The sequence below is a fragment of the Flavobacterium sp. GNP002 genome (assembly GCF_054343795.1).
The window spans coordinates 3,243,053-3,259,041 of record NZ_JBTGUW010000001.1; the positions used below are offsets into that span (position 1 = coordinate 3,243,053).

Consider the following 15,989-nt stretch of genomic DNA (forward strand, 5'->3'; position numbering starts at 1 on the left):
AAAATAGTAAATTAAGAAACTGTCCACAAAAAAACAAAGCTCAAATTCGATGGATATATTCTTTTTTAGGAGCATAACTTTCCACTTTTTTCAAAACGAGTTGTCCCGCTGTCCGCAGTATCCACACCCAAAAGCGTGGGATACTTGCTTCCATCGGGGCTAGATTAGGACGTTTTGTTTTTCAAAATTTCGAATACTACAAGAGTAAACAAATCCTAAAACTCAATTTCGTTTATACTTTCTTTTTCTTTTTTACTAACTTTGAGAAAACTAAAAAAACCTATTAATGAAACCAACCTCAATATTCTGTTTGTTCCTACTCCTATTCATTTCTCATACCAATTACGCACAAACAACAGTCGATGATCCCGAAATAAAAAAAATGGTTGCCGAAGTAAAATCCGAAAACATGGAAGCTACAGTTCGTAAACTCGTATCTTTTGGAACCCGACATACATTAAGTGACACCAAAAGCAACACCCGAGGCATTGGCGCAGCACAACGCTGGGTAAAATCCGAATTTGATAAATATGCAGTGGCGTCTGGCGGAAGACTGACTTCAGTTATTGATTTTTTCACCATCAAAGCAGATGGAAGACGTATTGCCACCGACAGCCAACTGGGGAATGTGATGGCAACCTTAAAAGGAACTGATCCTTCAGATGATCGTGTAATGATTATAAGCGGCCATTTAGATTCCCGTGCTTCAGATGTTATGGATGCTAAATCAGATGCACCGGGTGCTAATGATGATGCTTCCGGAGTTGCAGCTATGATGGAACTTGCCCGAATAATGAGCCAAAGAGAATTTCCTTTTACCTTAATTTTTGTCGCTGTTGTTGGTGAAGAGCAAGGTTTGTACGGAGCCAAACATTTAGCGGATGTTGCCAAAGATGGAAAATGGAATGTAATTGCGATGATTAATAATGACATGATTGGAAATAGTTTATCCAGCGGAACTTTATTGAGAGACAATACTAAAGTTCGCGTTTTCAGTGAAACAATTCCATTTTTAGAAACGGAAGCGGAGTCAAAAATGCGTAAATCAACCAATCGTGATAATGATAGCCCATCCAGACAATTAGCCCGATACATTAAAACAGTTACGAATCAATATGTAGAGCAACTGGATATTAATTTAGTCTATCGCAACGACCGTTTCTTGCGTGGAGGCGATCACACTCCTTTCAGTCAAAATGGATTTACAGCCATTCGTTTTTGTGAAATGAATGAAAACTACGATCACCAACATCAAAATGTTCGAAAAGAAAATAACATCCAGTACGGCGATCTTGCCGAGTTTATGGACTTTGAATACATGAAGAAAGTAACCTGTTCTAACTTGGCTACGTTCAGCAATTTGGCTTGGTCACCTAAAGCACCTACAAACGTAGGAATTGAAGTAAAGGATTTGACTAATTTTTCTACTTTAGTTTGGACCGCTCCTGAAGGAAAGTCGGTTTATGGATATAACATTCTTATTAGAGAAACGTCATCGCAACATTGGGAAAAAACAATTTTTATAAAAGATACAAAAGCTGAAATCCCCTATTCTAAAGACAATTTTTTCTTTGCTGTTCAAGCTGTAGATGCATTAGGACATTCCAGTTTACCGGTTTTCCCAATACCAATTCGCTAAAAAAGCGTTCAATACTAAACAAAAAAGCGTTTGCCTTAGGCAAACGCTTTTTTTATGGGTACTATTTACAAATTAAGTATTAATTGTAAACACTTTCTTTTTTGAAGTGAACAGCCAGTAAATAATAAATTACCACTCTGTATTTATTCCTGTTAGAACGACCGTATTTTTCCATAACGGCATCTATTGCAGCATCTAATTCCGGTCCGTCACTAAGTCCTAATTTCTTGATTAAGAAATTGTTTTTTACCGTATGTAATTCGGATTGCTGACTTCCGGCTACCGTTGCCGAATCAGCATTATAAATTGACGGCCCACAACCAATAGTTACTTTTGTCAACAAATCCATGTCTGGACTTACACCACATTTGTCTTTTAAATCAGCGGCGTACTTTACAATTAATTCTTCTCTTGCACTCATAAATTAAGGTTTTGTTATTGATTAATAGGTTTTTATATAACCAAATTTAAACATTAATTCATCTCATTTCACGAATTAGAAAAAAATATTAGACTAATTCTTTAAAATATTGCAGTAAAATACTGTTATTTTTTAATGTGGGTGTGAAAATTTCCAAAATACTTGGTTTTTCATTTTGAGCATACAAAGCGGTCAAACTTATTGCTAAACTCTCTTCGTCGCTGGCAATACTATATTCAAAGCCATACATTTTAGCCAAATGTTCTGCCGTTAAACAATGAGAAGTTTCAAAAAATGTATTAAAAACAGGGCTTTCTTCATGTCCTGGTAAAATCCTAAAAATTCCGCCACCTCCGTTATTGATTAAAATAATCTTGAAGTTCTTTGGGATATAATTGTTCCATAACGCATTGCTATCGTACAAAAATCCAATATCTCCTGTTATAAAAACAGTTTGTTTATTATCTCGTCCTAAAGACGAGACAGCGGCACCAATAGCCGTAGAAGTGCTTCCGTCGATTCCGCTGGTACCGCGATTGCAATACACTTCAATGGAAGGATCAATATCTATTAATTGCGCATATCGAATCGCTGAACTATTGCTAATTTGCAATTGACTGTTGATGGGCAAACACTGCATCACTTTTTCGAAAACCTTAAAATCCGAAAAAGGAATTTTGTCTAAATAAATATCACTTTTTAGCTTTCGCAATGCTTTCACAGCGTCTAATTGCTCGAAATAATTACTTTCTATTGCGTGTGTAATTGGCAAGAAAGTGTCAAAAAATACATTTGGGTCAACTTCAAAATGTTTAGTCAAAGCGCCAAACGTATTATACGCTCTCCAAGAATCAATATGCCAATGGTGTTTTGGTTTGTATTTTCTTAAAAAAGCCTTGATTCGTTTTGAAACGACCATTCCGCCAAAAGTGACTAAAATTTCCGGACGAAAATTTTCAAAATCTTCATTCGTAAAAGGTGTAATTATCGTGTCAATATTATTGATAAAAGTATCATGATGCAAGTTAGAAGTCGTTTCGGTTAACACTACAACCGACTCGTCTTTGGCGAAAGCCTCAATTATTTTTTCACTAATAACATTCGGATCATTCACGCCAACCAGAATCATTTTTTTGGTTGAATTGTTCCAAATCGATGCAAATTCCGAAACGTCTTCAATGGAAATCGTCAGAGTAGTATTTGGGCAAGCGACAATATCCACTTCGACTGAAAGTTCCGAAACAGTTTCGTACAAAGGTTCTTCAAAAGGAGCATTGATGTGAACGGGACCTTTTTGAGTAATAGCCATATTAATCGCCTCGTTGATTTTTATATCATTCTCGACTGACACATCCTCATGCAAATTAGCATTGTATAGTGAATGGTTTTCGAAAACATTTTCTTGTCTAATCGTTTGTCCGTCGCCAATATCAATTTTGCTTTGCGGTCTGTCTGCCGAAATCACAATCATAGGAATCTGGCTGTAAAATGCTTCCGCAAAAGCTGGGTAATAATTCAATAAAGCAGAACCGGAAGTACACACCAAAGCCACTGGCTGCTTGGTTTGTTGTGCTATTCCCAATGCAAAAAATGCAGCCGAACGCTCATCAGCAATGCTGTAACATTTAAAGGCGGGATTGTTTACAAAACCAATTGTAAGCGGGGCATTTCTAGAACCCGGAGAAATAATTATGGTGGTGATTCCTTTGGCCAAACAAATTTCAATAATGCTTTGTGCTAAAGGTATTTTGGGGTAAATCATTGTTTTAGTTTCAAAGAAACAAAGATACAAAGATGTAAAGGTTTTTCTCTAATCTTAAATAGTTTTCTTAAATTTGAAGGAAAATAAATTCTATATGGAAATCAAAATAAGACCGGCTGTTTTTAGCGACTTAGATACAATATTAGAAATCATCAATCACCAAATACTGAATAGCACTTCGATTTATGATTATGAGCCACGTGATTTTGAAACCCATAAATTGTGGTTTGAAGACAAAATGTCCCATGACTTACCTGTTATTGTTGCTGAAACTGAAAATGGAACGATTGGATACGCTACTTATGGCTCTTTTCGTCATAAAATAGGCTATCGTTTTACAGTAGAACATTCTGTTTATGTTGCGGAAGAATTTTTAGGAAAAGGCGTTGGAAAATTATTATTGGCTGAACTTATCCAATTGGCAAAAAAACAAAAATACCACACTATGATTGGTGTTATTGACTCCGAGAACAAAGGCAGCATTGCTTTTCATCAAAAGTATGGTTTTGAAACCGTTGGCGTTATTAAAGAATCAGGCTATAAATTTGATCGTTGGTTGAGTTCCGTTTTTATGCAATTGATTTTAGAATAATTGAATTTGTACAAGAATAAAATTCATTTTCTCAACATGTTCAAGTATAAAAACTGTCTGACTTGAGACTTTATAGTATATTTGCACAACTAAAAATTTCATGGATTATACCTTACTATCATCGCCTTTACAGGGATTTACCGACTTTCGTTTTAGAAATGCCCAAAACAAATTATTTGGAGGAATTGACACTTTTTACTCGCCTTACATTCGCTTAAACGGAAAAATGGTTATCAAACCGTCATACGAACGCGACCTGCTTCCAGAGAATAATCTTGATTTAGAGGTAATTCCACAAGTGATAACAAACGATGCCGATGAATTTTTATTTGTGGCCAAATATGTTCGGGAATTGGGGTATAAAGAGTTAAACTGGAATTTAGGCTGTCCTTATCCTATGGTTACAAAGTCTGGCATGGGTTCCGGCTTAATTAGTAATCCCGAAAAAATCAATACTATTCTCCACAGAGCACATACTGAATCTGACATTATTGTGTCTATGAAAATGCGTTTGGGGTATGAAAACAGTGAAGAAATTCTGGATGTTTTACCTATTTTAGATACGTACCCTATTAAGAATATTGCGATTCATGCACGTATTGGAAAGCAATTGTATAAAGGTGGCGTGAATCTCGATGCGTTTCAGTTATGTGTTGATAACACTAAACATAAATTGTATTACAATGGTGATATAACCTCCGTTGCTAAATTTCATGAAATGCAGCAACGATTTCCTACTATTGACCATTGGATGATTGGCCGAGGATTAATTTCGGATCCATTTTTACCCAGTATGATAAAAAACAATACTTCAGAATATCCTGCCAACAAAATGGAATTATTCAGTGCGTTTCACGATACCTTGTATGCTATATATAGTGAATCTCTTTCTGGTTCAACCCATATTTTATTGAAGATGTACCATTTATGGGAATACTTTTCGGCTACGTTTTCAAATCCGCATAAGGTTTTAAAGAAAATAAAAAAAGCCCAAAGCATTCGAAATTATGAAGCTGCTGTTGCGGAAATTTTCAAAAACGAAAAATTCTAGAGAAAAAAATAAACCATTACGAAATTATGAAAAATTAAGCTCTGATTCTTAATGTAACTTAATTTCTTAATGGTTCAAAATTTAGAAAATATTCGACAGTTACTCAAACCGCAAAAAAAAGAGATTTTCATTTGACTGAAAATCTCTTTTAAAATATTTAATTTCTAAAATTAGCGTTAGAAAATTATGCTTTGATCCAATTCAATACTTCTGGATCAGTTACTAATGTTCTTGGAGAAATTACTTTTTCTAATTCCCCTTTTTCGTTGATCAGGTATTTTTGAAAATTCCACTCTACAGTTGAATCTTGCAATCCATTTTTAGATTTCTGAGTCAAAAACTGATAAATAGCTGCCATGTCATCTCCTTTTACAGAAACTTTATCCATCATTGGGAAAGTCACTCCGTAATTCATTTGGCAAAAAGTAGCAATTTCTTCATTTGTTCCTGGCTCTTGTGACGCAAAATTATTAGCCGGAAAACCTACAATTACTAATCCTTTGTCTTTGTATTCTTTATAAACTGCTTCAAGGTCTTTGTATTGTGGTGTTAATCCACATTTTGAAGCGGTATTCACAATCATGATTTTTTTACCTTTCAAAGAAGCAAAATCAAAACTTTTACCTGATAAATCTTCTACTTTGAACTGATAAATTGTCTCTTTAGCCAATGGTGTACTCATTTTGTTTTCGGATTTTTGTGGTTGTGCCTGATTTTGACAACTTAATAACATTAAAGCGCAAGTTGCGATATACACTAGATTTTTCATAATTGAAATTTTTCATAAAATTAAATAAAAATTTGTTTTATCAAAGTATTTTTTAGTTAAACAGTAGTTAAATAAAAAAGAAGCCTGACACTATGAAAATGCCAGGCTTCCAAACAAATAAACAACAAACCTTAATGTGGTATTTAAAACGTATAGGTTATTTTTCCTTTCATAAAGAAAGGCGTTCCTGGAGTAAAATGAATTTCTTCTACACTTTCTGGTTCATTTTGAAGCCTGGATTCAGTGGCAAATTGTGTTTCGTTCCATTCTGTATCAAAAATATTTTCTACTGCAATTCCGAAATTGATATTCTTATATTGGTAATTAACATTTAAATCCGTAATAAAGTAACCTTTGGCAACAATAGAATTATCTTCATTTGCCGGACGATTTTTTAAATAACGATAGCGGATTCCTCCTGAAAAACCATTCAACTTTTGGAAACTTAATCCTCCAGTAGTTGTGAAATCTGGCGCTAACGGAATGTAATCTTGCCCCTTTGGTTCATCAACACTTCTAGCGTACGTATAATTTGCATCCGCATCAAAATACAACCAATCGTTCAATTGGTAACGTAATCCAAGCTCTGCTCCCATACGTTTTGATTTTCCGCTTGGCTCAATAATTCCGGCATCTCCTACGTAAACAAACTCCTGTTCCAAAAACAAATACCACAAAGCGGAATTCACGATTAATTTTGGAAATGGTTTCCAAATTGTACCAACATCTGTTCCTATTGCGGTTGGTAAAATTTGTTTACCACTGTTTTGAACGACAACGCGGGCATCATTTGAATGAAAACCCATTCCTGATTTTACAAAAAACTGCAAATTGTTATTTTGCGAATAAATAAAATTCAGTTTTGGAGAAAACTTAACTTTGGATTCAGATTGTGTTTTGTAATTCTCCATTAATTTATCTTGATAATTGAATTTGAAATAATCCAATCGAATGGCCGGATTAATCATCAGTTTCCCAAAATTGAATTCTGAATTCAAATACGTAAACAAATTAGACTCATCAATATCTCCTAATTTTATATTCTCAAGAACCGTTCTTCTGTTTAAAGTATGTGAAAGCTCAGTATCAGTTGTCGCATCGGCACGAAAACCTCCACCAAGCTGCAACAAAACATCGACCTCATTTATTTTTGTCTTCTTATTCAACTCTGCATTCATTCCGTATATATCACGGTTTTCTTTCTGTTTAATTTGGTCGCCATTAATTGGATCTTCCAAAAAGAACGTAAAATTAGAATACAATTCAAATTGATAATTCGAATAAAAAGCATTGGCTTTCAAAAATGTATTTTCATCAATTGGTTTGCTTAAACTCGCATTAAAATTGGTTCGCGATGTATTTCCACCTTCGGTATCATCAACGGAACCAAATCTTGAAATCATTCCGTTATCAACCAAACGTTGCGGAATTTGTCCCGAAGCGTCCCATTTGCTGGAAAAGCGAGAAGCCAAGATTGAAAACTTACTATTGTCATTTAATATAGCTGAATATTTACCTAACAGATTGATCCTATTAAAATTTTGGGGAGAATCAAAAGGACCATCTGTTAGAATATATTCTGTGGCAATGTAGGCACTTTGTGTTTTTTGGTTGCCCAAAAGATTAAACAATCCTACTGTTCTCAAAGTATTGAATTGTCCTACTTCTACACCAATGCTACTTTTTTCTATTTTATCTTTAGTCTGGAAAGCAACGTATCCTGCTGTAGCAAAATCCCCTTTGTTAGCATAATACGTTCCTTTTCCAAAATCTATTTTTTCTACCGTTTCTGGAATTACAAAATGCAAATCTGCATAACCTTGACCATGTGCGTGAGACACCATATTTACTGGCATTCCATCTACTGAAATGGCAATATCTGTTCCGTGATCAATATCAAAACCTCTCAAAAATATTTGTTCCGCTTTTCCTCCACCTGCATGTTGCCCGATGAATAATCCAGGAACTTTTCTGAGAATTTCCTGAGACGAATTTACCGGAGTCGTTTGCAAATCTATTTTTGAAATGACATTCATAGCCGAAAGTTTCGGTTGGATTACTATCTCATTTAATCTAAATATATCATCTTCCAGAATTATAATATCATCCGAAGAAACAATGGTAAAATTTGACTTTTTATATCCTAAAGCGGTTATTTTGATAATATCTCCTAAAACCGTTTTATCTAAACTGAACAATCCAAATTCATTAGTATGAGCATGGCTTTCAGAATTTGTATTCACTAAATAAGCATTTTCAACAGGATTACCATCACTATCCAACACTTTTCCTTTTTGTATTTGACCATACGAAGACAACCCAAAAAGGGTAATCATCACTAAAATAATATTTTTCATACGCTATAATTGATTTACCTTTTTCTCGAAATTAGGCCCCAATTCATACAAACTGGATAGTAATTCTACCTTAATAGGTTTCGTTTTGAGCGCTAAATTATTTGATTTGTAAATCATTGCCAAGTGGTATTGTACCTTTGGTTCAAAGGATTTTCCAACCACATGATTTTGAGCAATTTCTAATGCTTTTTCGTTTTCGCCAACATTCAAGTACGCCCAAGCCAATAAATCGTAAGAATCAGCTGTAGGTCTGTGGTCCACTTCTATTTTGGCAATTTCTAATGCTTTTTGAACGGTTTGTTTGTCATCAGCATAAATAAGAGCATTGTGTTTATTATACATAGCACCATAATTATTTTTCTCCATCATGGAAAAATAAGCATTTCTGTTTTTTATTTCCTCGCTTTTATTACCTTCAAATTGAGCAATCTGAGATTTCAATAGATAAAAATCGGGAGTATTATGAGTAACGGCTATAGCATCAATAATTCTATTTGCCTCATTTATATTTCTTTCTTTAGAGAAAACAATCCAAGCAATTCCTTTTAAAGCATAAGAATAATTAGGATCTAATGCTAACGTTTTTAGGAAACTGTCATACGATTCCTGAATTCTTCCAGCATGACCGTAGAAATCTCCAAGGTTAGAATAGGACCAAATTTTAAGTGCTTTATTATCATCTTTTTCAGCAATATCTCTTGCCTTTTCCATGAATGTTATGGCAGTATTCAAATCACCTTTGTGATCGTTCCATTTTGCCAAACGAATCAAATAATCAAAACTATTCATGTCTCTGATTGCATTCAAATTTTTAACGGCTTCCGTATAATTTCCCAATTCCATTTGAACGTCAAAAAGTAATTTTTGAGTTTCTTTTTTACCCTCTCCAATCGCTAATGCTTTATTAGCTAACTCCAAGGCTTCTTTGAAACGGTGTTGCGAAATGTAATTTCTTGCTAAAGACCGAATAGTTGAAACTCTCGAATAATCATACGCTTCGTTTGATTTTGTCAATAGTTCTTCCGTTTTATATAGGTTTTTTATATTTCCTGTATATTCGAAAAGCATGCTATAATTTGATGCTAATTGACTTAAATAACTAATTTGATTTGGAGCTGCATCATATTTTTTCTGCCAAAAATCAATTTCTTTGTACGCGAAAGTCAATGATTTATTTTCTTTTAAAGTCAAATATTTATTATAGTCTTCTGCTTTAGTAATTTGTTCTGATTTAGTCTCGCAACCGAATATAAATAGGATTGTGAAAACTAAAAATGATATTGTTTTTAAAGTTTTCATACTCTAATTGTTTTGTTTGTTTGTTTGTTTGTTTTAATAAAAAAACAGAGCGAAAATTGTTGCAAGCGCTCTGTTTTTTTTAGAGAAATTATTACCAAGCAGAAGCTAGGTAAGGAAAAGTTGTTCCAAATGCTTTATCATTTGCATTCACATTATCTTTAGTAAGACCTGGATTAGAAGTACCAGCTGATCCACCAAAAATCAATAACAATTCAACATCAATTACATCATCAGCCAAAGCTCTACCTGTCAAAATATTAGTTCCGTCAAAGAATGTAGTTTTAGCTGTTTTAGAAACTCCCAATACATCTGTAGCCAAAAGACCTGTTAGCTGAGCAGCCGTTTGTCCTAAAGCATTTGTAGTATATCCTGGATTCAAAGCTAATAATCTAGATTGAAAAATAGATTGGTATTTAGCTCCCATTGCCGATGGAATTGCAGCATTAAAATCATCTTTAGGTTGCCCTGAAGCAACGAATACAGTATTGATTGCTGGTCTCGCCATTTGATCTTGCTGAACATAAGTTCCTGAAAAATCTAGACTTACAGTAGAATCACCGTTTGAATCGTCATTATCACAATTTACTGAAACAACTGCAGCTACTAGCGCGATTGTTATAATTTTGAATTTATTTGTTTTACTCATGATCTTTATATTTTAAGTTTTTTGGAAATCGGAAATATTCGATTTCATGTTGTTACTTTTTTAAATAAAATAATTATTGTTTTTTCTTAGTTTCAGCCCAAACATTGATTGTGCTTGAAGAACCTAACATTGTTTTTGGAACTTCTACTACAATTGACATTACATTAGTTCCTGCAAATGTGTCTGTACCCGGATTATTAAATCCTGTAGCTGTTCCTCCAAGGATAGCTTTAAACTGACCTAAATCAAAGAAAAAAGGATCGTCTCTTGGTCCTGCGAAAAATTTCATTCCATTTTGTTCAGCAGTTAAAGCTGTTGCACCATAAGAAGAAATTGTAACATTCCCTGTAGCGGCAGTCGTTTTAACAGTACTTGATGTTCCTGTTGTTCCTGGAGCAACTGGTCCAAAGAAATACATCTTGTCATCTCTCTTGATGGCTTGAATCACTAAATCCTCAACATTGTCACCTGTGTTATCAATATTGATCTCAACCATTACATTTTCTTTAAATGTAGCAGCACCTGTAGCATTAGGACTTAACAATCCTTGTGTGTTTACTGCAAATACTAAATTACTTGTGTTTTGACCTTGAAAAGCGTACACATCAGTAATATCACCTGCATCACCAGACATTGTAGCCGGAGCATCTATGTGATCCGCAGCTACCAATATTAAGCCCGAAATCGCCACTAGCGATAGACCTAAAATCATTTTTGTTTTTTTCATTTTGTTATAAATTAAAAGGTTATAAAGTCATTTACGGGAAAGTGTTTCTTTTGGTTTTAAAAATGGTAATAAAAAATCAAATAAATACTTAAATAACTGATAATCAATAAGTTAATTTCTTAAATAAAATACAATTATTTTTATTTTAATTTTTTATTATCTTGACAATCATTAAATCAATCTTTTCTAAATAAGATTGTATAAGTTTGTATAAGTAAAATAGTAAGATATGAGTCAAGAAGAATTATTAGTATTAATTTATAAGAAAGACGAAAGAGCATTTACACATCTATATGATATGTATTCCAAAAGTTTATTTTCGGTTATAAATGTTCTCGTAAAAAACAGAGAAGAAGCAGAAGACGTGCTTCAGGAAGTATTTGTTAAAATTTGGAAGAATATTGATTCGTACCATGAGAGCAAAGGAAGATTCTACACTTGGATCCTGAATATTGCCAGAAACACTTCTATAGATAAACTGCGTTCCAAAAATTTTAATAACAGTCAAAAAAACCTTTCTACTGATAATTTCGTAAATCACTTTGAAGACAGTTCTAAACTGGTTGACAAAATGGATACTATCGGATTGCAAGAGTTTGTAAAAAGACTAAAACCGAAATGTATTCAAATAATTGATTTACTGTTTTTTAAAGGTTACACCCAACAGGAAGCTTCGGATGAATTGGCAATTCCTTTAGGAACAGTAAAAACACAAAATAGAAATTGTATTAATGACTTAAGAAATTATTTGAAAGTATAATGGAAACAAAAGAATATATAGAATCAGGAATCCTGGAGCTTTATGTTTACGGTTTACTAAGTGAACCCGAAAACGAAGAGGTAAGTACCATGGCGAAAAATAACCCGGAAATTAACGACGAAATCATAGCGATTGAAAAAGCCATTGTTGCTTTATCATCAAGCTTTTCACCGTTTCATTCTGTGGCTAATTATGAAAAAATAAAGGAAAAACTAGAGCTTAAACATGCTAAAGTAATCGAGTTACAGCCTACAAGCAATTGGTCACAATATATTGGTTGGGCAGCAGCTGTGTTATTATTAGTGGGAATTGGTTACCAATACAATCAATTGGATGAAACTACTACACAAGTAGCGAATACTGAAATTGAGAAAGCTAAATTAGAAAAAGAATTTAATGTCTTAAAATCAAAAAACACGGCTAACGAAACGAGTTTAGCAGTTGTTAGAGACACTAAAAACACTGTTGTAGCATTAGGTGGGCAAGCAGTTGCTCCAGAATCTTTTGCAAAAGTATATTGGAATCAAGATACTAAGGTAGTCTATATTGATGCTGCCGGTTTACCGGAACCACCAGAAGGAATGGTGTATCAAGTTTGGGCATTGAAATTAAGCCCGTTGACTCCTACAAGCATTGGATTATTGGAAGACTTTGACGTAAATGAACAAAAATTATTTGCAGTGAATAATGCTAATGAAGCAGAAGCTTTTGGAATTACACTTGAGCCTAAAGGAGGAAGTTTGACTCCTACAATGGAACAATTATACACATTAGGAAAAGTATAAAAAAAATCTTATTCTATAATACAAAAAAGGTTCAACTGCAAAGTTGAACCTTTTTTATTGCTAAACAAGAATTATAAATAATTAGGATTATCGTACCCAGTACCAAATAATTCCTGGGTTTGAATTGCCACAACAACCCATCCACGGAGCTGGCGAAAAACCGTTTGTAGACACTAAAGTACCCCACCAAGCACCATTGGCATCGCTACTTGTTGTTATGGCGCCTTGTGAACCATTAGAATACCAAGGCATAATTTGTTCAATTCCGTTATTATTATAATTCCACGAGTCAAATTTTGTATTTATAGTAATATCTGTTTGTGTATTATTTGTATTTACAAAACTATATGCTTGATTGGCGGTCCAAATACCTCCCCAACGACCTCTTTGAGATGCTTCAATCATATATTGAAAACCGCTAGAACTCTTTTTAAGGAAATTAGCATATGCAATGATGGAATACTGTCCATTTAGAGTCGGTGCCGACTGATTTCTTAAAATTGCATTTGTTCCGTTCCAACCTGAATTATTATTGTTACAAAGCAGTAAGGTCCAACCACCTCCGTCAGTAGTCATGTCTGCATAAATTTGAAATGGTAAACCTCCATTAATATTAGAATTAATGATCCAGTACAATCCATCTGCCGAATTTGGATAATCTGTTTTAATTTGAAATGCACTATTTCCTGCTGTAGCTGCTGAAAGTCCATCATTCGATCTTGTATTGGTTTTACTTCCAAACGGTGTTAGCGAATTACTGGTTTGCAATGCTCCATTTTTATTCACATAATTAGCATCGGAAGTAGAAATTTTCCCGTTTCTTGTGAGCACAGTAACGCTGTTCACCGTTAAGGTTGCATTTATAGTTCCAGAAAAATGAGTTGCAGTAGCATTTTGTAGTGCTGTAATTGTAGTAGTACCTGGGCCTGTAATTGTTACCGTAGATCCAATTATAGTTGCTACAGTAGGATCACTACTTGTAAATGAAAAAGTACCTAAACTTAGACTCGTTGGCGGTGAAATTGTATAAGTGCCATCAAAAAAGGTTTTTGTTTTATTCTCAAAATTATTCAAATTTGGGTCTTTTAAAACTGTTACCGTTATAGCATTATTTGTAACACATGCGCCATTAGCAGAAAAACCAGATACAAAATAGGTTGTTGTTTCAGCTGGAGTTACAGTAATCGCTGCTGTAAGTCCAAGAGGAATAGAAGGGTAAATTCCATAATATGTTCCTGTACTTAACTCCACTTTTACTCTATCAACTGCAGATAAATCAGATTGAAAAGCAAAAATATCAGCAACATCTGCATCCGATGGTTCGCTTTCATTAATTCGTAGGCCGTTAGGACTGCCATTACCACCATTTTGAGAAATGGTCTTTGCAATACCATTTTCAAAAATAAATGACGTTGACCCGTTCCCTGTTCCTGAGTATACATAGGCGTTATTGTCTGCTGGAATTCCGTTTTCTTGTGTAACCCAACCCTCAAAATAGGCTTGACTTTTACTACCTCCCCACCATCCTAAAAGCCAATTATTATTAGAGCCATTTAAAACTCTACCTCTACTTGGACCTGTTTGCTTTGCTGTATATACCACGGTATAAGGTGTAGAAAAATTAAAATTATTTTTAATACTTTGTGAAGGATTAAATCTTAAAATAGGTTTTGAATTTAATCCCGTTGCAACGTAAAGCGGTTGTGCACTAGGTGAAGGAGCGATCATGTCATTTCCATTTCCTGACTGGTCATATAGCTTTACACAATAACCAGCTGACACGCCTAACCATGAATCAATTGCTGCAGTATCTAGATTGTTTCCTGAAAAGCCAAAATCAGACTCTACATTATCACTTTCGCGTCGTAAACGAACTGCAAATCCCGTATAATTCGATTTTAGCAATCGCAATCCAACAGCTAACTTAGCAGTTGTAACTTGATCCAAAGGGGTATACAAAATGCTACTCCAAGAATAAGTAATTGCACCAGAAGCAGTAATAGTAACTGAATCGCCCGCATTTATGGAAACTGAAGCAGGATTTAAAGTTACTGGTCCAAGGTCCTCAACTATTACAGGTCCCGAAATGAGACTTACAGCTGGCAAACCAAGAGCTCCAGAAACAACAACGTAATAATATGTGGTTCCATTATATATGGTTGGTGGAATAAAAGTCGCTGAAGTTGCATCAGCAATTAATGTGCCTCCCACAGTACTTGGAATAGTATTGCTATACCATTGAAACGAAAGATTTTGACCCGTAGCTTCAACACTTAATGGCGTTGCAACTGTTCCTCTACATTCAAACTTATTTAGTGGTGAAGGACTAGAAAGGATTGCAGTTGTACATAGAGTTAATGGAATTCCATAGTAACTTCCTTGATTACACTCTAATAATTGTCTTATTGCAAGAGTGTTTACCGTTGAAAAACCAATGGCTTCATTTTGTAAAATAGATCCTCCATTAGACCCTCCATCATAATTCCCTATGAAAATTTGATTTAAATTATCAGTTTTAGTAGATATTGACAAAACCATACTGTTATTTGTTGGACCTAATGAATCCGAAAATAGTTTTGAAATACCATTTCTCCAAATAGCTAATGGATACACATTAAAATGAAAATTAGTCCCTCCATTTTCTAGTATCCCTCCTATCCTTGGGCTACCATCTAGAATACAGTGATAATTTGGCCAGTTTGTAGCCTCTGAACGTATTACTGATGTAACACTTGCCAAGTTTAATGCCCCTGAATAAACCAGACCTTTATTTCCTGAAAAATCAATTGCAATCTTAGTGCCTATATATTTAAAGATTCCGTTTGATACAATTCTAGGTTGTTGATTTAGATCTGTTTTTACAAGGTGTCTATTATTCCCACTTTGATCGTACCAAATACTAATATAACCATCTTGTACGCCCACAAATGCTAATAACGCTGCAGAATCTAGATTTCCACTACCGTCGAAACCAATGTTGAGAGTAGCGTTATCTATACTTCGACGCACTTGTATTGCATTGCCACTATATGAGCTGCTTACTTTTCGTAAACTATAAGCAACTGCAGCTGGCGTTGTGCTTCCAAGACCCAACACATCTAAACTGTTTTGAGAATATCCTTGAAAAGCTACAAGTGATAACAAAATCAAAAAAATATTTTTATAAAACTTCATCATATTC

General features: G+C 34.3%; 13 protein-coding genes. 5 read left to right on the plus strand and 8 right to left on the minus strand.

Features of this window, described 5'->3' with window-relative positions:
• Nucleotides 1-286 precede the first annotated feature (286 nt).
• On the plus strand, nucleotides 287-1,639 hold the full coding sequence (locus ACXX80_RS14050) for a M28 family metallopeptidase (RefSeq protein ID WP_458553737.1): 1,353 nt from the start codon (nucleotides 287-289) through the stop codon (nucleotides 1,637-1,639).
• 79 nt (nucleotides 1,640-1,718) lie between these two features.
• Here the strand turns inward: ACXX80_RS14050 and ACXX80_RS14055 are convergent, their stop codons facing one another.
• On the minus strand, nucleotides 1,719-2,060 hold the full coding sequence (locus tag ACXX80_RS14055) for a DUF2853 family protein (RefSeq protein ID WP_458553739.1): 342 nt from the start codon (nucleotides 2,058-2,060) through the stop codon (nucleotides 1,719-1,721).
• A gap of 88 nt (nucleotides 2,061-2,148) precedes the next feature.
• The gene (gene menD / locus ACXX80_RS14060; protein ID WP_458553740.1) at nucleotides 2,149-3,822 is read right to left on the minus strand and encodes a 2-succinyl-5-enolpyruvyl-6-hydroxy-3-cyclohexene-1-carboxylic-acid synthase; all 1,674 of its coding nucleotides are present in this window, start codon (nucleotides 3,820-3,822) and stop codon (nucleotides 2,149-2,151) included.
• A gap of 94 nt (nucleotides 3,823-3,916) precedes the next feature.
• On the opposite strand from menD, the gene ACXX80_RS14065 reads away from it, so the two are divergent.
• Nucleotides 3,917-4,414 carry a GNAT family N-acetyltransferase gene (locus ACXX80_RS14065; RefSeq protein WP_458553742.1) on the plus strand — a complete coding sequence of 166 codons (498 nt, stop codon included), beginning with the start codon at nucleotides 3,917-3,919 and terminating at the stop codon, nucleotides 4,412-4,414.
• A 100-nt stretch (nucleotides 4,415-4,514) separates the two neighbouring features.
• Nucleotides 4,515-5,465: a tRNA dihydrouridine synthase gene (locus ACXX80_RS14070; protein WP_458553744.1), complete on the plus strand. Its 951-nt coding sequence runs from the start codon at nucleotides 4,515-4,517 to the stop codon at nucleotides 5,463-5,465.
• Nucleotides 5,466-5,649: 184 nt separating this feature from the next.
• Here ACXX80_RS14070 and ACXX80_RS14075 read toward each other — a convergent pair whose 3' ends face one another.
• From ACXX80_RS14075 to ACXX80_RS14095, 5 genes are all read right to left on the minus strand, one after another.
• Nucleotides 5,650-6,147, minus strand: coding sequence for a glutathione peroxidase (locus tag ACXX80_RS14075; protein WP_417951732.1), 498 nt, complete (start codon nucleotides 6,145-6,147; stop codon nucleotides 5,650-5,652).
• 230 nt (nucleotides 6,148-6,377) lie between these two features.
• Nucleotides 6,378-8,591 (minus strand): TonB-dependent receptor, encoded by a 2,214-nt coding sequence (locus tag ACXX80_RS14080; protein ID WP_458553746.1) that lies wholly within the window; start codon nucleotides 8,589-8,591, stop codon nucleotides 6,378-6,380.
• Between the two features lie 3 nt (nucleotides 8,592-8,594).
• Nucleotides 8,595-9,890: a tetratricopeptide repeat protein gene (locus tag ACXX80_RS14085; RefSeq protein ID WP_458553748.1), complete on the minus strand. Its 1,296-nt coding sequence runs from the start codon at nucleotides 9,888-9,890 to the stop codon at nucleotides 8,595-8,597.
• A gap of 91 nt (nucleotides 9,891-9,981) precedes the next feature.
• Entirely contained in the window at nucleotides 9,982-10,536 is a 555-nt protein-coding gene (locus tag ACXX80_RS14090; RefSeq protein ID WP_282713455.1) for a DUF4331 family protein, read from the minus strand.
• Between the two features lie 73 nt (nucleotides 10,537-10,609).
• Nucleotides 10,610-11,263: a DUF4331 family protein gene (locus tag ACXX80_RS14095; protein ID WP_417951564.1), complete on the minus strand. Its 654-nt coding sequence runs from the start codon at nucleotides 11,261-11,263 to the stop codon at nucleotides 10,610-10,612.
• 229 nt (nucleotides 11,264-11,492) lie between these two features.
• On the opposite strand from ACXX80_RS14095, the gene ACXX80_RS14100 reads away from it, so the two are divergent.
• Nucleotides 11,493-12,023, plus strand: a complete 531-nt coding sequence (locus ACXX80_RS14100) for an RNA polymerase sigma factor (protein WP_099715280.1) — start codon at nucleotides 11,493-11,495, stop codon at nucleotides 12,021-12,023.
• Nucleotides 12,023-12,808: an anti-sigma factor gene (locus ACXX80_RS14105; RefSeq protein WP_458553750.1), complete on the plus strand. Its 786-nt coding sequence runs from the start codon at nucleotides 12,023-12,025 to the stop codon at nucleotides 12,806-12,808. Before ACXX80_RS14100 ends, ACXX80_RS14105 begins: the two co-directional genes overlap by 1 nt.
• An 87-nt stretch (nucleotides 12,809-12,895) precedes the next feature.
• Here ACXX80_RS14105 and ACXX80_RS14110 read toward each other — a convergent pair whose 3' ends face one another.
• Nucleotides 12,896-15,985: a fibrinogen-like YCDxxxxGGGW domain-containing protein gene (locus ACXX80_RS14110; RefSeq protein ID WP_458553752.1), complete on the minus strand. Its 3,090-nt coding sequence runs from the start codon at nucleotides 15,983-15,985 to the stop codon at nucleotides 12,896-12,898.
• Nucleotides 15,986-15,989 lie beyond the last annotated feature (4 nt).